Raw genomic sequence first — 17828 nt, 5'->3', positions numbered from 1 at the left:
TCAGGCGGAGCCACCAGTCCCCGGGATGATCTCAACCACCACATCGCCCTCGCGCAGCGCCTTCGCCTCCGGCTCGAAAAATCCGTGCGGCATGCCATCGCGATAGATGCGTACGCCAAGGCCGGTGGCGATCGCGGAAAGCGGCTTGCCGATCTCGGCTGGCGCCACGCGGCGTTCCGACAGATGCACCCGTCCGTCGACCGAGGCGAGGTCGAGCATATAGTCGGCAACGTGCGTCCCCTCGACCGATCCGGCGAGCAGCAGGCCGGCAAAGCTGACCGGATTGATGACGGTATTCGCCCCGGCTGCCCGGGCCGGAAGTTCGTTGTCGTCCGCCTTGATGATGATCGAGATCGGCAAATCGGGTGCCAGATGCCGCGCGGTCAGCGTGACGAGGATCGATGTGTCGTCGCGCCCGGTCGCGACGATCAGGGTTCGGGCACGCTCTACCCGGACGTCCTTCAGCGTCTGGTCGCGGGTGGCGTCGCCGACCAGCACGTTGCAACCCGCTTCCTCCGCCCGTGACAGCGCATGCTCATCGCCGTCGATGACCACGATACAGCCGGGATCGGTGCCGCGCGCGATCAGTTCGTTGACCGCATCCGCCCCGGTCTTGCCGAAGCCCGCGACGACGATGTGGTCGGTGAGCATCTTCTGGATTTGGGCCATGCGCCACCTGTCCCATGTGCGTTTGAGGATGAATTGATAGGTCGTGCCGATGAAGATCAGGATCACGAAGATCCGGATCGGGGTCACCACCAGCGCGTCGAACATCCGCGCCCCGGGCGAAATCGGCACGATGTCGCCATAACCGGTCGTGGTGATCGAGATCATCGTGAAGTAGATGATGTCGAGAAAGCTGATGTGATTGTCGAAATTGTCGCGCAGCCCTTCGCGGTCGAACCAGTGGAAGGCGACGGCAAAGGCATAGAGGCCCAGTACCGCTCCGACGCGCCAGGCGATCGAAATCCAGGGCGATACGCGCGACTTGCGACGCAACGCGGCGTGGTGCGGGATACGCGGGCGGCTCAACGGGCGGGCAATCTCGGCAGCGGATCGACGGGCGTGCGACCCTGGCGAAGTTCGAAATGCAGCTGCGCGCGGTTCGTTCCGCTGTCGCCCGACAAGGCGATCATCTGCCCGCGCTTCACGCTCTGACCGCGCTGGACGAGCAATTGTCCGGCATGGCCATAGACGCTGGTCCAGCCGCTGCCGTGCTGCAGGATCACCAGGCCGCCCAGCGAGGGAATTTCGCTGCCCACATAAGCGACGGTGCCATCGGCGGCGGCGAGGACGGGGGTGTCGAGCGGCACGGCGATCTTGATCCCGTCGCTACGCTCGCCGCTGGCAATAGGACCAAAGCGGCGCACGACCGCGCCGCGCGCTGGCCAGGTGAAGCCCCCGCGCAGCGTGGTCGGCGCTGCGACCGCCGCATCGGGCGGCAAGATGCGGGCCGATGACGCCGTCGGCGGGGTCGGGCGCGCGCGTTCCGCAATGGCGGGCTGCCCCCCGGTCACGATGTCGTCGATGTCGAGCCGGAAGGCAGCGGCGCGCTCTTCCAGCGTCATCGTGCGCGGATCGCCCGGGATCAGCAGGCGCATGCCGGTCCGCAGGATATAGGGCTCGGACAGGTCGTTCTCGGTCACCACCCGGCTCCAGTCGACGCCATAGGCGCGGGCAATCGCGATGCCCGTCTCGCCCGCCCGGACGAGGTGATAGCGGCCACCCGGAATCGACAGCCGCTGTCCGACCCGAATGGTATAAGGCGGGGGGATGTTGTTAGCGCGCGCAATCGCCTCGGAGCCAGCGCCGGTGCGATCAGCAATCCGGCGCAAGGTATCGCCCGGCGCGACGACATATTCGGATGCCGCGACGGTCCGCGCGTCAGCGGTGACGCGCCGTGCTTCCCATGCCGAAACCGGAGCGGGCAGGGCGGGCACGTCCTCGCGGCGCGGCGCGGCGGTGGGATCGGCTTCGCGTTGGGCGGGGCCCGGGCGGGCGGCAGGCCCCGTGCCGGGCGGGATGCAACCGCCGACCAGCGGCCCCAGCATCAACGCCGCGATCCATCCCGCCCTGTTCCGGTTCCCCCGCATGACCCACCCGACCTAACCAAATGTCTGGTTGAGCATAACAAGCGATTCACGATGCGTCAGGTCAAGATGCAGCGGCGTCACGGTAATCCAGCCCTGCTCGATCGCCTCAAGGTCGGTATCGGCGACCGGCGTGTGCGGAACGCGCCCCAGGCCAAACCAGTAATAGTCGAACCCGCGCGGATCGGTGCGCTTGTCGAGCCGCAGCCGGCCATAGTCGCGCAGCCCCTGGCCGACGGCCTTGATCCCATTGACCGCGCTGGCCGGGATCGGTGGGAAATTGACATTCATCAGCGTGCGCGGTGCCCAATCGGCGGCGATCAACGGGCGCAGCACACGCTCGCCCCATTGCTCCGCCGCCTCGAAGCTGACCTTCTCGCCCGGCGCGCTAAGCGCATAACGCTGGCTGAGCGCGATCGAGCGGATACCGGCCAGCGCGCCCTCCATCGCCGCCGAAACGGTCCCGGAATAGCTGACATCCTCACCCAGATTCGCACCGCGATTGACCCCGGACAGGATCAGGTCGGGCGGGCCGTCCTTCATGATCTCCGCCAGCGCCATCATCACCGCGTCGGTCGGCGTGCCGGTGACCGCAAAGCGCCGCTCGCCGAAGCGGCGCAGACGAACCGGCTCGGTCAGGCTGAGTGAACGGCCCTTGCCCGACTGTTCCTCCAGCGGCGCGACGATGGTGATGTCGTCCGAGAGGGTGCGGGCGAGGCGCTCCAGCACCTCCAGACCGCGGGCATGGACGCCGTCGTCGTTGGTGAGGAGGATCCTCACCCGCGCGGCTCGAGCCGGTTGGCCCCGCGCAGATAGGGCTGGAGCACCTCAGGCACTGCCACCGCGCCATCCTCCTGCTGGTAATTCTCCAGCACAGCGACCAGCGTACGGCCGACCGCAAGGCCCGATCCGTTGAGCGTGTGGACGAACGCCGGCTTGCCCTCTGCGGTGCGGAAGCGCGCGTTCATCCGGCGTGCTTGGAAGTCGCCACAGGTCGAGCAGGACGAAATCTCGCGATAGCGTGCCTGCCCGGGCAGCCATACTTCAAGGTCATAGGTCCGCGTCGCGCTGAAGCCCATGTCGCCCGCGCACAGCAGCATGCGGCGGAAGGAGAGGCCAAGCTTGGTCAGGATATCCTCGGCGCAGACGGTCATCCGCTCATGCTCCGCCTCGGACTGCTCGGGCGTCGTGATCGACACCATCTCGACCTTTTCGAACTGGTGCTGGCGGATGAAGCCGCGCGTGTCGCGTCCCGCTGCACCGGCCTCGGAACGGAAGCAGGGTGTCAGCGCGGTGAGGCGCAGCGGGAGTTCCTCGCCGCTCAGAATCTGTTCGCGCACGCTGTTGGTCAGGCTGACTTCCGACGTCGGGATCAGCCAGCGCCCATCGGTGGTGCGGAAGGAATCTTCGGCGAACTTGGGCAGCTGGCCGGTGCCGAACATGATCTCGTCGCGCACCAGCACCGGCGGCACGCACTCGTCATAGCCGTGATCGCCGGTCAGCGTGTCCAGCATGAACTGCCCAAGCGCGCGGTGCAGCTTTGCCGCCGGGCCACGCAGCAGGGTGAAGCGAGATCCGCCGAGCATCGCGCCCGTGTCAAAATCGAGGCCGAGCGCAGGGCCGAACTCGTGATGTTCGCGCGGGCCGAAGGTAAAGGCCGGCTGCGTACCAATCGTGTGGACGAGTTGATTATCGTCCTCGGTCGCACCTTCCGGAACATCGGCGGCGGGCAGGTTTGGGATCGCGGCGAGCGCGGTCCGCAGCGCTTCGTCCGCCGCACCCTGAGCGAGATTGAGGTCCTCCAGCGTCTGCTTGAGCCCCGCGACCTCCGCCATCAGCGCCTGCGCGCGCTCCTCGTCCTTCGCGGCTTTGGCCTGCCCGACCTGCTTCGACAGGTCGTTGCGGCGCGTCTGCGCCTCTTGTTGCTGGGTGGTCAGCGCGCGGCGCGCTTCGTCGAGCGCGACCAGCATTTCGGCCTGCGGCTCGGCGCCACGGCGGGCAAGGGCGGCGTCGAACGCCTCGGGATTCTCACGGATGGCGCGGATATCGTGCATGGCGGCAGGCTATGGCGAGCCGCGCGGGACTAGGCAACCCGGCGCGCGCGGTGTGCGTTCACCCTGTGCAACCGGAAAAGGAGAGAGCGATGCAGGTTCCGCACAATGCGATGGTAGTGGTCGCCGATGGCCGCAAGATGCTGTTCCTCAGGAACGAGGGCGACGCAGTGCACCTCAACCTTCAGGTCGAGCGCAAGCGGGTGCAGGACAATCCGCCCGATCGCGAACAGGGGACCGACACGCCGGGCCGTAGCTTCTCAAGCGTCGGACCGGGCCGTAGTGCCTATGAGGAGACGGACTTCCACCAGCTGGAGGAAGATCGGTTTGCGGCGGAGACGGCGGAGTTGCTGAAGAAGCGCGCGCTCAACAACGACTTCGAATCGCTGATCATCGTCGCGCCGCCCCGCACGCTCGGCGAGCTGCGCAAACATTATCACAAGGAAGTGAGCGAGCGGCTGACCGGCGAGATCGACAAGACGCTGACCGGCCATCCGATCCCGGACATCGAACAGGCATTGATCGACGCCGACTAAGCCAGGTCGCCGCGGCGCTTATCCGGCCGCCGCGGCGTCCTTTGCCTTGCGGTTCTGGAACCGCTTGCGCACCACCAGTGCGGCCGCGGCGGCGCCGAACAGCAGCACCATCGGCGGCGCGGGAACCGGATCGGGGCCACCCGACGAACTGCTGGTCCCACTCGACGTGCCCGACGAGGTCGAGCTGCTGGTGGACGTGCTCCACCCGCTCGATGTGCTCCACCCGCTCGAAGTCGAGGAGGATACGTCGCCCGAGGACGAGGCTGACGTCGACGAGGCAGACGAGTTGGACGATGAGGTCGAAACGTCGCCCGAAGAGCTGGCGGAAGTCGAGGTCGAGACGTCGCCGGAGGACGAAGCCGATGTCGATGACGACACGTCGCCCGACGACGAAGCAGACGAAGATACGTCACCGCTCGAAGCGGATGACACGTTACCCGACGAACCACCCGAGGCAGACGATACGTCGCCGCTCGACGACGACGACACATTGCCGGACGAACCGCCCGACGCTGACGAAGAGGATACGTCGCCCGACGAGCCGCCAGAGGCCGATGAGACGTTGCCCGAGGATCCGCCCGACGCCGAACTGGTCGAAGATCCACCGGTAGACGAGGTGCTGGTGCTCGACAGGCCGCCCGTGGACGATGACGAACCGCCCGTCGACGATGTCGAGCTGACGCTGCCGCTGGACGACGACACGTCGCCCGAGGACCCGCCCGCTGAAGTTGAAGTCGAGCCGCCCGAGGTGGAGGTCGAACCGCCGCTGGTGCTGCTGGTCGAGGAAATGACGATGCCGCCGCTGCCCGATGCGCCGCTGCCGCCGCTCGATCCGCCGAAAAAGCCGCCGGCGAAGAAGCCACCGACAAAGCCACCGCTGCTGCCTCCGGTCACTGCCGCTGCCGCACCACCGCCGCCGCCACCGCCGCCGCCGACGACCGGCATCTCGCCGCTTGACCCATAGGTCGGCGGGGGCAGGGGGATCGCGGTACCCTGTGTCGTGACAGTCAGAACCTGGGGCTGGCACTGTGCGCTCGTCGTCACCGTGCGGCGGACGACGCGCTTGCGCAGCGGGCGCTTAACCACGCGGCGCTGGACTACGCCCTGCTTCACCGACTGGCGCTGCTGCTGATAGCCGCGCTCGGCACGGGTTTCGGCGACATGCACTGCGCCGCCGCCGACAACGGCTCCGCCGCATGCGCAGGCGCACAGTTTTGCCAAGGCCATCCGAACCGACATTCTGCTTCTCTCTTGTCCCCGGCCGCCGCGCGGTGCGCATTGCACCCGTTTGGCGGGTTATTGCCGTAGAAGTGCAGAAGAAAGTATTAAGTTCAATGTCGTTAACCATAGTTTCGCGCTGATCGGAGCTATTATTTGCCGATGCTTTGGATCGCCTATGGTTAATGTGCCTTAAGGGGACGGAATCTCCGGCTAGGTTTAAATTATGCTTAAGCGTGCAGGCCGGTTTAGTGTGATAAAACTGCATGTTGGTTCAGGTCGCTGTAATTTCCCGCATGCCAAGAACGGCTTGGCGCACGAATCTGTGGATTCGGTAGCTTGTGATACCCAATTTGCCCCGATATAGGGCGCGCCGGGGATAAGGGGATTGTGATCGGCCCAGCCATCCGATCCCGTTGTGGAGTGTGGGATGGCGACCGTTTTCGATCACCGCGACGATCCTGAGAAACCTGTCGCCGCGAACGATTTGCCCGATGGCTATCGTCCGACTGCCGACGAGCCGTTCATGAACGCGCGCCAGCAGCAATATTTTCGGGAGAAGCTGCTCGCCTGGAAGGACGCGATCCATCGCGAAGCGGCGGGAACGCTGAACCAGCTTCAGATCGATTCGCTGCGTGAAGCGGATCTGACCGACCGGGCCTCGAGCGAAACGGACTGGTCGATCGAGCTGCGCACGCGCGACCGCCAGCGCAAGCTGATTTCCAAGATCGACGCAGCGCTGCGTCGGATCGAGGAGGGCGAGTATGGCTATTGCGAGGTAACCGGCGAGCCGATCAGCCTTGCCCGGCTCGAGGCACGTCCGATCGCGACGATGACGGTCGAGGCGCAGGAGCGCCACGAGCGCAACGAGAAAGTCTCCCGCGAGGAGTGAGCGCCGGCTTCACGGCTCCGAGTTAACGGTTTCGATAGCCATTGCTGCTTTAAACTCCGCGCGTAACACGTGAGCACGAGCGGCAGATGGACCAGTTCTCTTCCGACCCTTTCAGTGGACGTTTCAACGACGATCCCGCCAGCCAGCGCAATGCCGTGCGCGACAGCCTGTTCCTGGCTGCAACGCTGCGTATCGAAAAGGTCGATGTGTCGGTCCGCGTCCGGAATATCTCGGCCGGCGGGCTGATGGCCGAATATGGCGAGCCGGTCGATTCGGGGATGCCGGTCGAAATCAATGTTCGCGGCGTCGGCTGGATCCGGGGCCATGTCGCATGGAGTGCCGAAGGCCGGATCGGCATCGCGTTCGATCGCCCGATCGATCCGCTGTTGGCGCGTAAGCCGGTCGGTGGCGGGACCAACACGCCGCATTTCGTCAAACCGCATATTTTCCGGGGTTGAACCGGGGGCGCTCGCCACGGCTGCGCAACGCGACGGGTGGCGGCGAGGGGCCGCCCCGCAACCGCGGGGCAACCCGGTGAGCCGTGTCAGCTAAACGCGATTTCTTCCTTGAGCTTGAGCTTGCGCCGCTTCAGGTCGGCGAGGATCATCTGATCAGGAGCGGGCCGCTGCGATTCGGCCACGATCCGCCGATCGAGTGATGCATGCTTGGCCTCAAGTGCCGAGAGATGCGCGTTTTGCATGGATGCAATCCTCCTGCTCTGGTTGGGGGACAGCGAATAGAACATGATTCGCGCGGTATGTCGCCCCTTGCATAACTACCCATCGACAGGGCAACGGCGACATGCGACGGGTTGAGCGCGGGGATGGGCGAGTGATGGACGAAGGCGAGATTCTGCGGCGGCTGGAGCTGCTTCGCGTCGATCATCGCGATCTCGACGCCGCGATCGAAGCGCTCGCCAACACGGCGATGCCGGACCAGCTGCAGATCGCCCGACTCAAGAAGCGGAAGCTGCTGTTGCGTGACGAGATCGCGATGCTCGAGGATCAGCTGATCCCCGATATCATCGCTTGATGTCACCACCGCGCCGCTTTGGGACAAGCGGGGTATGCAGATGTCTATTTCGTTAATGAAGTCTTTCTGTCAGCTTTCCGTCCCATGACCGGGGAAGTGGAAACCATGCGCGTTCAGCGCGCGCTGATCGACTCGCTCTATACCGAGTCGATGCTGCTCGCTGATGAGGCGCGCGCCTATTTCGACGTGGTGGGTCGCGAACAGCGCGACATGCTCGGCGCGATGGATCGCGTGATCTTCTCGTGCGAGTCGCTGAAAGTCACGACCCGCCTGATGCACAGCATCGCCTGGCTGCTGACCCAGCGCGCGGTCGCGGCGGGGGAGATTGGCCCGGGGGATGCGCAACATCCCTCGCGCCGGCTGGGAGAGGCGCCGGTGACCGATCGCGCCGCGCTGGATGCAATGCCGCTGGGTGCCCAGCATCTGATCGCCGCGAGTATCGACCTGCATCGCCGCATCGCCCGGCTCGACGCCGCGCTGGACGCGGATATCGATGTCCCGGTCAGCCCGGCGCGGACGATGCTCGACCGGCTCGCCCACGCCTTCTGATCTTCGGCCTGCGATTAACCCTGTAACCCGGCGCACGTTCGGTCTATGTTCCGTCGCCGACGGAGCAGAAGGGAAGTGGCGTGTCGATCGAAATGACAGTGGCTTTGCTGGTGACGCTGGCGGTCGGAGCGTTGCTCGGCTGGTTTGCGGGAAGCCGAGCGAATGCCGCGCTGCGGGCGGATCGCGATCGGCGGGAAGCGGACTTCAAGGCAGCGATCACGGATCTTGCCGCAGCAGAAGAGCGCGCGCGCGAGCTCCCCGAACTGCGCGAACAACTGTCCGCGATCCGCGACCAGCGCGATGCCGCGCGGATCGAGCTGGCGGAGCTTCGCGTCAAGGCCGAGGGACTTGAGGAGCGCCTGACCGGCCAGTTCCGCGAGGTCGCGGGCACGATGCTCGCCGAAACCCAGGCCGCGTTCCTCAAGCGTGCCGAAGACCGCTTCAAGGAGTCCGAGAGCGCGGCGGGTCAGAATCTGAAGGCACTGCTGCAGCCGGTGACCGAGCGGCTGCAGCGCTATGAGGAAGGCGTCGCCAAGGTCGAGGCCGAGCGGCGCGACGCGTTCGGCGAGCTCAAGGGCCAGATCGAACAGATGCGGATCGGGCAGGAGCGGGTGAGCCAGGAGGCCGCCAAGCTGGTCAATTCGCTGCGCAACGCCCCCAAGTCGCGCGGCCGCTGGGGCGAGCAGCAGCTGCGCAACGTTCTCGAAACCTGCGGCCTGTCCGAACACACCGACTTCATGACCGAGGTGAGCGTCGCGCAGGAGGAAGGCGGGCGACTGCGCCCCGATGCGATCGTGCGGGTCCCCGGCGGCAAGGCGCTGGTGATCGACGCCAAGGTGTCGCTCAACGCCTATCAGGACGCATTCGGCGCGGTGGATGAGCAGGAGCGCCAGATCGGCCTCGGCCAGCATGCCGCGGCGATGAAGGCGCATGTCAACGCGCTGGGCAACAAAGCCTATTGGACGCAGTTCGACGACGCGCCCGATTATGTCATCATGTTCGTGCCGGGCGAGCATTTCCTGTCGGCGGCGCTGGAGCATGATCCAACGCTGTGGGACTTTGCGTTCGAGAAGCGCGTGCTGCTGGCGACACCGACCAACTTGATCGCGATCGCGCGCACGGTGGCGGCGGTGTGGCGGCAGGAGATGCTGGCCAAGGAAGCGCGGCAGATCGGCGCGCTGGGCAAGGAGCTCTATGACCGGCTGGCCAAGGCGCTGGGCGACCTGCGCACGGTCGGCAGCGGCCTCAATACGGCGGTCAAGAATTTCAACGCCTTTGCCAGCTCGCTCGAGACCCGCGCCTTGGTGTCGGCGCGCAAGCTCAAGGAACTGAACATCGAAACCGGCGCCCGCGAGATCGAGAGCGTGCCCCCGGTCGAGCTGCTGGCCAGCCATGCGACTAGAGTTGAATCGGAGGACGAGGACGCGCTCAGGGCGGCGGGATGATGAGCCATAAGCCATCGACGGCCACTGTTCGCAAAGTGCCGGAATGTCCGGCTAGGGGTGGGAAGTGGTCATTGACCGTATCACCCTGTGAGCTACATCAGACTGTGTGCGAAGGCTGATCGCCCCTATCATCGGAATATGCGGTCTGGGCGCTTGTTCGGACAAGTGCACAAACATCGTGATTACCCGTGCCGACGATCCAACAGGGAGTCGTAGCGCGGTGATGTTCAACCGCGGTTGCGGTGCCACTACAGGATTCTCGACGCAAATCTCTGTTATTGAGAATGGGGAGCAGCTCTCGGGCGGCGGAAACACCTTTCGGGCCGATGACGATCATGGGGCCGCAACCGCCGGCGATTGGGGTGGGCCGTGGGCGGAAATGAAATGGCTAGCGCCTGACCACCTGCTCATTCGCTATGCGTCCAAATCGCGCATCTTCGAACAGGACCAGGCGGTGTCGGGCGTTAAGATAAGCTATCAGCAAGTACGTCGCTGATCGACAGCAAGGGGGGCGTCTGGGGGTCGTTCGCTTGATGCAACGACGGCCTAGCTGAGCGGCAATGCAAGCGCCTGCGCGCACAAGGCACGTGGGGTGGGGCGGTGGGACACCAGGATCAGACCGGTGCCGGTCGCCGCCAGCCACGCATCGAGGCGCGCGACGAGTTCAGCCTCGGTCGTCGGGTCGAGACCTTCGCTGGGTTCGTCCGCCACCAGCCAGGGTCGCTCCGCCAGCAGCGCGCGCGCCAGCGACAAGCGCTTCTGCTCCCCGCCGGACAGGGTTCCGCCCGCTTCGCCGACCGGGGTGCTTAAACCGTCCGGCATCGCGCGCACGCGATCAGCAAGGCACACCGTTTCGAGCGCACCCCACATCGCGGCATCGTCTATTCCCGGGCGGGCGAGCCGGAGATTGTCGCCGATGGTCCCGGCGATCAGCTGCGGCGATTGCGGGGCGAGCGCGAACTGGGACGCCAGGTCCGCGGCGGCGACCTCCGCTACGGGGGTCCCGCCCACCGCGAGCGGGAGGGGGTCGGAACGCAGCCCGGCGAGCGTCTCGATCAGTGTGGTCTTGCCGCTCCCAGACGGTCCCGTGATGACTAGCCGCGCGCCGGGTGCGACCTCGACCGCTCCGATGCGTAGCGACAGGGCGACCGCACCGGATTGCGGGGCCGGCTCAGACGCAATATCGGCCAAGGTGGAGACGCGCTCCAGCCCCTCGGCCACGACCGCCTCACGCAACGCGCTGCGCACCCGCACTGCCAGCGCCTCACTCCCCGAGAATGCCGCGAGCGTCGCCAGCGCGGCGAGCGCCGGTCCGTGCTCCGCGAGTAGCAGGACGACCACCGCCAGCACCGTGCTCCACAATGCGACCCCGCCGCTCAGCGCCGCCTCGCCCCGCGCCAGCCCGCGCCGCGCCCGGTCGAGCGCCGCCAGTTCCGCCGCCAGTGCCGCCTCGATCCGGTCGGCCAGGCCATAAGCGATGATCTCCGGCCGCGCGGCGGCCAGTTCGACATAGCGCTCGCGCACCCGGCCGCGCGCCTGTGCGGCCGCGCGGGCCGGCCCCACGCTCAGACGCCGCGCCAGCGCTGCCCCGACGATCAAACCGACGACTGCGAGCAGCACGAATGCCGCCGCCGCGCGCCATCCAGACAGCGCGATGCAACCGGTCGCGATCACGCCGCCGACCAGCGCACCGGGCAGGGCGGAGCGGCGCACCACCAGATCTTCGATCGCCTCGATATCGTCGATCAGCCGTGCGCTGGCTTCTCCGCTGGCCAGATCGGGTACTCGACGCGGATCGGCGGCGGCGAGCGTGCCGAACAGGCGCGTGCGCAGTCCCGCCATCGCCGTCAGCGCCGCGCCATGGCTGGTCAGCCGCTCGCCATAGCGCGCGGCGGTGCGGGCAATTGCGAGTGCACGGATCGCGGCGCTGGTCAGCAGATAGTTGAACGCGGTGACTGCCGCCATGCCGCCGGCCCCTGCAATCGCCGCGCCGGTCAGGAACCAGCCCGAAATGCCGACCAAGCCGACCGACGCTGCCGCTGCGATGCCCGATAGGAGGAGCGCCCAGCCAAGCCCCACGCGGCGTCCAACCCCCAGTTGCGCCGCAACCTGATCCAGCTTGCTCATAGCCGCACCTCCGCCTGCGCGCGCGCGGCGAGCGCCATATCGTGCGTTGCGACGATGATCGCGTGGGTGGTCGCCAGCTCGGCCAACAACGCGCCGATCCGTTCTGCGCTCGCCGCGTCCAGATCGGCGGTGGGCTCGTCGCACAGCAGGAGTGGGCGTCCCGACAGCAGCGCCCGCGCGAGGCCGAGCCGCCGCAACTCCCCGCCCGACAATCCCGCCGCGCGATGATCGAGCGAAAGGTCGAGCCCACCGCGTGCGGCGAGCAAGGGATCGAGGCCAACGCGGCTGCACACGGCGCGGATTGCGTCATCTCCCGCATCTGGCCGGGCGAGCGCGAGATTGTCACGCAGTGTCCCCGGCACCACCAACGGTCGCTGAGCCGCCCAGGCGATATCCTCGGGCCGGAGCGCGGTGACGGTGCCATCGGATGGGGCGACCTGCCCGGCGCACACGGCAAGTACGCTGGTCTTGCCGCTGCCCGTTGGTCCGGTCAGCGCGATCATTCCCCTTCGGGCAAGCCGAAATGAAATCGGCCCGATCCGCGCGCCCGGCCATGTGATCGCCAAGTCCTGCGCTTCAAGACCGTCGAACGGCTCGGGAATACGGGGTGGGGGCAGGGGTTGGTCGAGCGGATCGACCACCGCGCGTGCCGCCTCGCCAAGCTGCTTCTCGTGATAGGCGGCGGCGAGCCTGCGCATCGGAAGATAGAATTCGGGCGCCATCGCCAGCGCGAACAGCGCCTCGCGGAAGGTCAGCACTTCGGGGACGCGAAACGGCAGGATGCCGAGCAGGCTGAACCCGCAATAGACCGCGACGAGCGCAACTGACAGCGCGGCGAAGAACTCCAGCACCGCGCTGGAGAGAAAGGCGATCCGCAGTACTGCGAGCGTGCGCGTCGCCACGCCGCTGGTGGCGGCGCCGATCTGGCGCGTGATCCGCTCGCCCGCGCCGAAATGGCGGATCATCGCCAGGCTGCGCAGCCGCTCGACAAACAGGTCGGAGAGTTGCTCCAGCGCGCGCAACTGCGCATCGGCGGCGCGGCGCGCCATCGTGCCGGCCAGGATCATGCCCAGCACAAACGGGATCAGCGTACCGATCAGGATCGCGGCGGCAACCGAGCTGGCCAGCGCGACACAGCCGGCGACCAGCAATGGCCCCAGCGCAGCGGCGGTGCGGACGGGCAGAAAGCGCGCGGCATGCGCCTCGATCCGGTCGACATGGTCGATCGCGATCGCCGCGCTCTCTCCGACCGGGATTGCGCGAGGCAGTGCTTCGCCGAGCAGGCGGCGATGCAGTCGCGCGCGCAACGGCGCGACGCCGCGCTGCGCGTCCCGGATCGCGAGCGATTGAGCGGTAAACCCGCAAAACCCGCGGACCATCCCGCCGACCAGCATCGCCAGAACCCCGGCAAGCGGCGACGCGCCAGCGATCAGCGCCGCAACCGCCGTCGCCAATCCCCAGGCGAAGATCGCCGCGCCGCCGATGTCGAGGAGCCAGAACGCTCCGGCGCGACTGTTCTTCCGCATGAGTGGACCTTCTGTCCAATTGTGGGCCGGGTCGAGTCCGTACTATTCCCGATGTCGGCACGCCAGCGCACTTCTTACTGCGGCGCGGCACAAGTCCCGGAAATGGGGGAAACAATGACGATAGACATGGCAGTTGTCGAATTGTCGCGGCTCCAGTTCGCGCTCACGGCAATGTATCACTTCCTGTTCGTGCCGCTGACGCTCGGCCTCGCCTTCATGCTCGTGATCATGGAGACGGTGTATGTGATCACCGACCGGCCGATCTGGCGCGACATCACGCGGTTCTGGGGCAAGGTGTTCGGAATCAACTTCGTGCTCGGTGTCGCCACCGGCATCACGATGGAGTTCGAATTCGGCACCAACTGGGCCTATTATTCGCACTATGTCGGCGACGTGTTCGGCGCGCCGCTCGCGATCGAAGGGCTGATGGCCTTCTTCCTCGAGGCGACGTTCGTTGGCCTGATGGTGTTCGGCTGGGACAAATTGTCCAAGCGCCAGCATCTGCTGACCACCTTCCTCGTCGCGCTCGGCACCAACCTGTCGGCGGTGTGGATCCTGGTGGCCAATGGCTGGATGCAGAATCCGACCGGTTCGCGCTTCAATCCCGAAACGATGCGGATGGAGGTCGTCGACTTCATGGCGGTGGTGTTTAACCCCGTCGCGCAGGCGAAGTTCGTCCATACCGTCAGCGCAGGCTATGTCCTCGCGTCAGTGTTCGTGCTGGGCGTTTCATCCTGGTATCTGCTCAAAGGGCGGCATCTTGAGTTTGCCAAGCGCAGCTTCGCGGTGGCCGCCGCCTTCGGCCTGGCCGCCTCGCTCTCCGTAGTCGTGCTGGGTGACGAGAGCGGCTATGCGCTGACCGACAACCAGAAGATGAAGCTCGCTGCGATCGAGGGCGCCTGGCACACCGAACCCGCGCCGGCGGGCCTGTCGATCTTCGGCATCCCGTCGAACGAAGGGCGCGAGACCAAGTTTGAGGTCAAGATCCCCTATGTCCTCGGCCTCATTTCCACCCGTAGCCTGACCGGCGAGGTCGCCGGCATCACGCCGCTGGTCGAACAGGCCCGCGTCCGCATCATCCGCGGCATCGATGCCTATGATGCAGTGGAAAAGCTCAAGGTCGACCGCACCAACCTCGCCGCGCGCGAGCAGTTCGAGCGGAACAAGGCCGATCTCGGCTATGCGATGCTGCTCAAGCGCTATGTCGCCGATCCGCGTCAGGCCGATGCCGCGACGATCGACAAGGCGGCGTGGTCGACCGTTCCGAACGTGCCGGTGCTGTTCTGGCTGTTCCGCGGGATGGCGGGCCTCGGCTTCTTCTTCATCGCGTTCTTCGGGGTCGCGCTCTACTACGCCAATACGCGCAAGTTCGACCGCAAATGGTTCCTGCGCACGGCATTGTGGGTGATCCCGCTGCCATGGATCGCGATCCAGGCCGGCTGGCTGATCGCGGAGATCGGCCGACAGCCCTGGGCGGTCGAGGGCGTGCTGCCGACCTTCCTCGGCGCGTCCAGCCTGACGCTCGGTCAGGTGTGGGCCACGATCGTCGGGTTCACCCTGATCTATGGCGTGCTGGCGGTGATCGAGGTGCGGCTGATGCTCGCCGCGATCAAGCATGGCCCCGAACATGGCACGCCCGAAGCCGAGCCGATGGCTCCCGCCGGCGCGCCCAACCCCTTCCAGACCGTCGCGGCCGAATGAGCCGCGCGGGACAAGGAGACCAATCATGACCCTACCGCTCGATTACGAGACGCTCCGCGTCATCTGGTGGCTGCTGATGGGCGTGCTGCTGATCGGATTTGCCCTGACCGACGGCTTCGACCTTGGCGTCGCGTCGCTGCTGCCCTGGGTCGCCAAGACCGATGAGGAACGCCGCATGGTAATCAACACCGTCGGCGCGACGTGGGAGGGGAACCAGGTGTGGTTCATCCTCGGCGGCGGCGCGATCTTTGCCGCATGGCCGTTCGTCTATGCGGTCAGCTTCTCGGGCTTCTACCTCGCGATGTTCCTGGTCCTCGCCGCGCTGATCCTGCGGCCGGTCGGGTTCAAATATCGCTCGAAGCGGCCGGACCCGAAATGGCGTTCGCGCTGGGACTGGGCGCTGTTCGTCGGCGGGTTCGTGCCCGCTCTGGTGTTCGGCGTCGCGGTCGGCAATGTCCTGCTCGGGCTGCCCTTCCGCCTCGATAGCGACCTGCGCTCCTTCTATGACGGCACGTTGCTTGGCCTGTTCACCCCGTTCAGCCTGCTTGCCGGGCTGCTCTCGGTCGCAATGCTGGTGCTGCACGGCGCGGGCTGGCTGTCGCTGAAGGCGGAGCAGGGGCCGGTGCTCGATCGGGCGCGGACGATCGGTCAGGTCGCGGCGGTTGCGGCAGTCGTGCTGTTCGCTGCTGGTGGCGCCTATGTCGCCTGGGGCGGGCTTGGCTTCCGGGTCGAGGGTCTGATCGATACCGCTGGCCCGTCCAACCCCCGACTCGCCAGCGCGGTCGCGGCCCCCGGTGCGTGGCTCGACAATTATGCGGCCTATCCGTGGATGATCGCCGCACCGCTAATCGGTCTGGTCGGTCCGCTGGTGGCGCTGGCCGGGATCCGCGCGCGGCGCGACGTGCTGGTGTTCGCAGGGTCCTCGCTCGCCAATATCGGCATCATCGGGACGGTCGGCCTGTCGATGTTCCCGTTCATCCTGCCGAGCGCGATCGACCCGGCATCCAGCCTGACGGTGTGGAACGCGTCGTCGAGCCACACGACGTTGTTCATCATGCTGGGCGTGACGCTCGTCTTCCTGCCGATCGTGCTCGCCTACACCGCATGGGTCTATCGCGTGCTGTTCGGTCGGGTGACGGCCGAACAGGTCCGCACCAACCCCGATTTCTACTGATCGAAAGGAAGCCGCCATGTGGTATTTTGCCTGGATCCTCGGCGTGACGCTGGCCGTCGCCGTCGCCGTGCTCAACGGCATCTGGCACGAGTTTCATTCGCCGCCGTCGCAAGACCAAACGGTTGAGGGCTGACGGTCGGTGACCCACCGCTACCTCCCGGCACTCGCCGCCCGTGCGGTCCCTCGCTACACCAGCTACCCGACCGCCGCCGAGTTCGGACCGGCGGTGGGGGCGGGGGATCAGGCTGCCGCACTCGACGCCATCGCCCCGGGCGCGCCGGTCTCGCTCTACCTTCACATCCCCTATTGCGAGCAGATCTGCTGGTATTGCGGGTGCAACACGGGGGCGGTGGGGCGGCCGCAGCGGCTCGATGTCTATCGGGCTGCGATCGAGGCGGAGATCGCCACGGTTTCGGCGCGGATGCGGGGCCGGGTGACGGCGGTGCATTTCGGCGGGGGCAGCCCCAATGCGCTGAGCCCAACAGCTTTTGCCGAAATCTGCGGAACGCTGCGTCAGCGCTTCGACATCGCGCCGGATGCGGACTGGGCGGCAGAGATCGACCCGCGCTTCTTCGGCCGCGCGCATGCCTATGCCTTTGCGCGCGCCGGGATCGGGCGGATCAGCGTCGGCGCGCAGAGTTTTGCGCCGCTGGTGCAGGCGGCGATCGGGCGCATCCAGCCCTTCGCCAAGGTCGCGTCGGCCATTGCCGAGGCGCGTAGCGCCGGGGTCGAGCAGATCAATCTAGACCTGATGTATGGACTTCCCGGCCAGACGCTCGACGACATCGCCGCAACGATTGCCGCTGCGCGGAGGCTCGCGCCCGATCGGGTCGCGATGTTCGGCTATGCGCATCTGCCCGCAATGCTTCCGCGCCAGCGGCGGATCGATGCGTCGAAGCTGCCCGGGGCAGAGGCGCGGTTCTGGCAGCGTGCGCTTGCCCATGACCTGTGGGTCGAGGCAGGGTTCGAGGCGATCGGCTTCGACCATTTCGCGCGTCCCGATGACAGTCTGGCGGTAGCCGCGCGGGCGGGCGAGCTCCGCCGGAACTTCCAGGGTTTTACGGACGACCGCGCTTCGACGCTGATCGGCCTCGGCGCATCGGCGATCAGCCAGTTCGATGGCGTGATCGTCCAGAATGAAAAGCATGTCGGTCGCTATCGCATGGCGGTGCTCGGCGGCGAGCTTGCCGGCGTCCGCGGCGTCCGGCGTGACGCGCATGATGTTGCAGCCGGAGCCGTGATCGAGCGGCTATTGTGCGACGGCCATGTCGACGTCGCCGCGACCGCCGCGACGCACGGCATGACGGCGGACCAGCTGTGCCATGATCCGGCGTTGCTGGACGCGCTCGCAGGGCAGGGGGTGGTTGCACGCGACGGCTGGTCGATCGCGGTGACCCCGCTCGGCGCGCCCTATGCCCGGCTCGCGGCGGCGGCGTTCGACCGCTATCGCACGGTCAGTCGCGGGCAATTCAGCGCGGCCGTCTGAA

At 66.7% G+C, this 17828-nt stretch carries 19 protein-coding genes; 12 read left to right on the top strand and 7 right to left on the bottom strand.

From position 1 onward, the window contains the following. From ACO05N_RS13605 to serS, 4 genes are read right to left on the bottom strand one after another with little or no spacing between them, the layout of a single operon-like run. Nucleotides 1-1032, bottom strand: coding sequence for a potassium channel family protein (locus ACO05N_RS13605; RefSeq protein ID WP_422057608.1), 1032 nt, complete (start codon nt 1030-1032; stop codon nt 1-3). After that, the gene (locus tag ACO05N_RS13600) at nt 1029-2051 is read right to left on the bottom strand and encodes a peptidoglycan DD-metalloendopeptidase family protein (protein WP_422057607.1); all 1023 of its coding nucleotides are present in this window, start codon (nt 2049-2051) and stop codon (nt 1029-1031) included. Before ACO05N_RS13600 ends, ACO05N_RS13605 begins: the two co-directional genes overlap by 4 nt. A gap of 54 nt (nt 2052-2105) precedes the next feature. After that, nucleotides 2106-2870: a 5'/3'-nucleotidase SurE gene (surE, locus tag ACO05N_RS13595; RefSeq protein ID WP_422057606.1), complete on the bottom strand. Its 765-nt coding sequence runs from the start codon at nt 2868-2870 to the stop codon at nt 2106-2108. Beyond that, a complete protein-coding gene (gene serS / locus ACO05N_RS13590) occupies nt 2867-4144 on the bottom strand; it encodes a serine--tRNA ligase (protein ID WP_422057605.1) in 1278 nt (425 codons plus the stop codon). Before serS ends, surE begins: the two co-directional genes overlap by 4 nt. Before the next feature lie 89 nt (nt 4145-4233). Between serS and ACO05N_RS13585 the strand changes: the two genes are divergently transcribed. The 4 genes from ACO05N_RS13585 (at nt 4234) to ACO05N_RS13570 (ending at nt 7245) form a co-directional block, all read left to right on the top strand. Then, nucleotides 4234-4677, top strand: coding sequence for a host attachment family protein (locus ACO05N_RS13585; RefSeq protein ID WP_422057604.1), 444 nt, complete (start codon nt 4234-4236; stop codon nt 4675-4677). A gap of 64 nt (nt 4678-4741) precedes the next feature. Beyond that, complete coding sequence (locus tag ACO05N_RS13580; RefSeq protein WP_422057603.1) at nt 4742-5641, top strand: hypothetical protein; 900 nt, start codon at nt 4742-4744, stop codon at nt 5639-5641. A 684-nt stretch (nt 5642-6325) separates the two neighbouring features. Then, nucleotides 6326-6787, top strand: coding sequence for an RNA polymerase-binding protein DksA (gene dksA / locus ACO05N_RS13575; RefSeq protein WP_294016626.1), 462 nt, complete (start codon nt 6326-6328; stop codon nt 6785-6787). 86 nt (nt 6788-6873) lie between these two features. Further along, entirely contained in the window at nt 6874-7245 is a 372-nt protein-coding gene (locus tag ACO05N_RS13570; RefSeq protein ID WP_422057602.1) for a PilZ domain-containing protein, read from the top strand. A gap of 86 nt (nt 7246-7331) precedes the next feature. Here ACO05N_RS13570 and ACO05N_RS13565 read toward each other — a convergent pair whose 3' ends face one another. Beyond that, nucleotides 7332-7532 carry a YdcH family protein gene (locus tag ACO05N_RS13565; RefSeq protein WP_422057601.1) on the bottom strand — a complete coding sequence of 67 codons (201 nt, stop codon included), beginning with the start codon at nt 7530-7532 and terminating at the stop codon, nt 7332-7334. Nucleotides 7533-7621: 89 nt separating this feature from the next. Between ACO05N_RS13565 and ACO05N_RS13560 the strand changes: the two genes are divergently transcribed. The 4 genes from ACO05N_RS13560 (at nt 7622) to ACO05N_RS13545 (ending at nt 10309) form a co-directional block, all read left to right on the top strand. After that, nucleotides 7622-7819 (top strand): YdcH family protein, encoded by a 198-nt coding sequence (locus tag ACO05N_RS13560; RefSeq protein WP_422058757.1) that lies wholly within the window; start codon nt 7622-7624, stop codon nt 7817-7819. A gap of 84 nt (nt 7820-7903) precedes the next feature. Further along, nucleotides 7904-8368, top strand: a complete 465-nt coding sequence (locus ACO05N_RS13555; RefSeq protein ID WP_422057600.1) for a DUF1465 family protein — start codon at nt 7904-7906, stop codon at nt 8366-8368. Between the two features lie 92 nt (nt 8369-8460). Continuing rightward, the gene (locus tag ACO05N_RS13550) at nt 8461-9813 is read left to right on the top strand and encodes a DNA recombination protein RmuC (RefSeq protein WP_422058756.1); all 1353 of its coding nucleotides are present in this window, start codon (nt 8461-8463) and stop codon (nt 9811-9813) included. A 106-nt stretch (nt 9814-9919) separates the two neighbouring features. Next, nucleotides 9920-10309 carry a hypothetical protein gene (locus tag ACO05N_RS13545; RefSeq protein WP_422057599.1) on the top strand — a complete coding sequence of 130 codons (390 nt, stop codon included), beginning with the start codon at nt 9920-9922 and terminating at the stop codon, nt 10307-10309. A 50-nt stretch (nt 10310-10359) separates the two neighbouring features. Here ACO05N_RS13545 and ACO05N_RS13540 read toward each other — a convergent pair whose 3' ends face one another. Both ACO05N_RS13540 and ACO05N_RS13535 read right to left on the bottom strand, forming a co-directional pair. After that, complete coding sequence (locus tag ACO05N_RS13540; RefSeq protein ID WP_422057598.1) at nt 10360-11940, bottom strand: ATP-binding cassette domain-containing protein; 1581 nt, start codon at nt 11938-11940, stop codon at nt 10360-10362. Further along, nucleotides 11937-13466 (bottom strand): ATP-binding cassette domain-containing protein, encoded by a 1530-nt coding sequence (locus tag ACO05N_RS13535; RefSeq protein ID WP_422057597.1) that lies wholly within the window; start codon nt 13464-13466, stop codon nt 11937-11939. Before ACO05N_RS13535 ends, ACO05N_RS13540 begins: the two co-directional genes overlap by 4 nt. 120 nt (nt 13467-13586) lie before the next feature. On the opposite strand from ACO05N_RS13535, the gene ACO05N_RS13530 reads away from it, so the two are divergent. The 4 genes from ACO05N_RS13530 to hemN are packed head-to-tail and all read left to right on the top strand — an operon-like array spanning nt 13587 to nt 17827. After that, nucleotides 13587-15167: a cytochrome ubiquinol oxidase subunit I gene (locus ACO05N_RS13530; protein WP_422058755.1), complete on the top strand. Its 1581-nt coding sequence runs from the start codon at nt 13587-13589 to the stop codon at nt 15165-15167. 25 nt (nt 15168-15192) lie between these two features. Further along, nucleotides 15193-16341 (top strand): cytochrome d ubiquinol oxidase subunit II, encoded by a 1149-nt coding sequence (cydB, locus tag ACO05N_RS13525; protein ID WP_422057596.1) that lies wholly within the window; start codon nt 15193-15195, stop codon nt 16339-16341. A 16-nt stretch (nt 16342-16357) separates the two neighbouring features. Next, nucleotides 16358-16474: a cytochrome bd-I oxidase subunit CydX gene (gene cydX / locus ACO05N_RS13520; protein WP_422057595.1), complete on the top strand. Its 117-nt coding sequence runs from the start codon at nt 16358-16360 to the stop codon at nt 16472-16474. A 6-nt stretch (nt 16475-16480) separates the two neighbouring features. After that, on the top strand, nt 16481-17827 hold the full coding sequence (hemN, locus tag ACO05N_RS13515; RefSeq protein ID WP_422057594.1) for an oxygen-independent coproporphyrinogen III oxidase: 1347 nt from the start codon (nt 16481-16483) through the stop codon (nt 17825-17827). The last annotated feature ends 1 nt before the right edge of the window (nt 17828 follow it).

It is taken from the genome of Sphingomonas sp. (assembly GCF_965227385.1).
Lineage (GTDB): Bacteria > Pseudomonadota > Alphaproteobacteria > Sphingomonadales > Sphingomonadaceae > Sphingomonas.
The sequence above is the reverse complement of the archived record's forward strand: the minus strand, read 5'-3'. Positions and strand labels throughout refer to the sequence as shown.

What these genes read in the sequence shown, in the direction of transcription:
- ACO05N_RS13600 (WP_422057607.1), bottom strand. Translation starts at nt 2,051, where the DNA reads ATGCTGGGGCCGCTGGTCGGCGGTTGCATCCCGCCCGGCACGGGGCCT.
- serS (WP_422057605.1), bottom strand. Translation starts at nt 4,144, where the DNA reads ATGCACGATATCCGCGCCATCCGTGAGAATCCCGAGGCGTTCGACGCC.
- ACO05N_RS13585 (WP_422057604.1), top strand. Translation starts at nt 4,234, where the DNA reads ATGCAGGTTCCGCACAATGCGATGGTAGTGGTCGCCGATGGCCGCAAG.
- dksA (WP_294016626.1), top strand. Translation starts at nt 6,326, where the DNA reads ATGGCGACCGTTTTCGATCACCGCGACGATCCTGAGAAACCTGTCGCC.
- ACO05N_RS13570 (WP_422057602.1), top strand. Translation starts at nt 6,874, where the DNA reads ATGGACCAGTTCTCTTCCGACCCTTTCAGTGGACGTTTCAACGACGAT.
- ACO05N_RS13565 (WP_422057601.1), bottom strand. Translation starts at nt 7,532, where the DNA reads ATGTTCTATTCGCTGTCCCCCAACCAGAGCAGGAGGATTGCATCCATG.
- ACO05N_RS13560 (WP_422058757.1), top strand. Translation starts at nt 7,622, where the DNA reads ATGGACGAAGGCGAGATTCTGCGGCGGCTGGAGCTGCTTCGCGTCGAT.
- ACO05N_RS13555 (WP_422057600.1), top strand. Translation starts at nt 7,904, where the DNA reads ATGACCGGGGAAGTGGAAACCATGCGCGTTCAGCGCGCGCTGATCGAC.
- ACO05N_RS13550 (WP_422058756.1), top strand. Translation starts at nt 8,461, where the DNA reads ATGACAGTGGCTTTGCTGGTGACGCTGGCGGTCGGAGCGTTGCTCGGC.
- ACO05N_RS13540 (WP_422057598.1), bottom strand. Translation starts at nt 11,940, where the DNA reads ATGAGCAAGCTGGATCAGGTTGCGGCGCAACTGGGGGTTGGACGCCGC.
- ACO05N_RS13535 (WP_422057597.1), bottom strand. Translation starts at nt 13,466, where the DNA reads ATGCGGAAGAACAGTCGCGCCGGAGCGTTCTGGCTCCTCGACATCGGC.
- cydB (WP_422057596.1), top strand. Translation starts at nt 15,193, where the DNA reads ATGACCCTACCGCTCGATTACGAGACGCTCCGCGTCATCTGGTGGCTG.
- cydX (WP_422057595.1), top strand. Translation starts at nt 16,358, where the DNA reads ATGTGGTATTTTGCCTGGATCCTCGGCGTGACGCTGGCCGTCGCCGTC.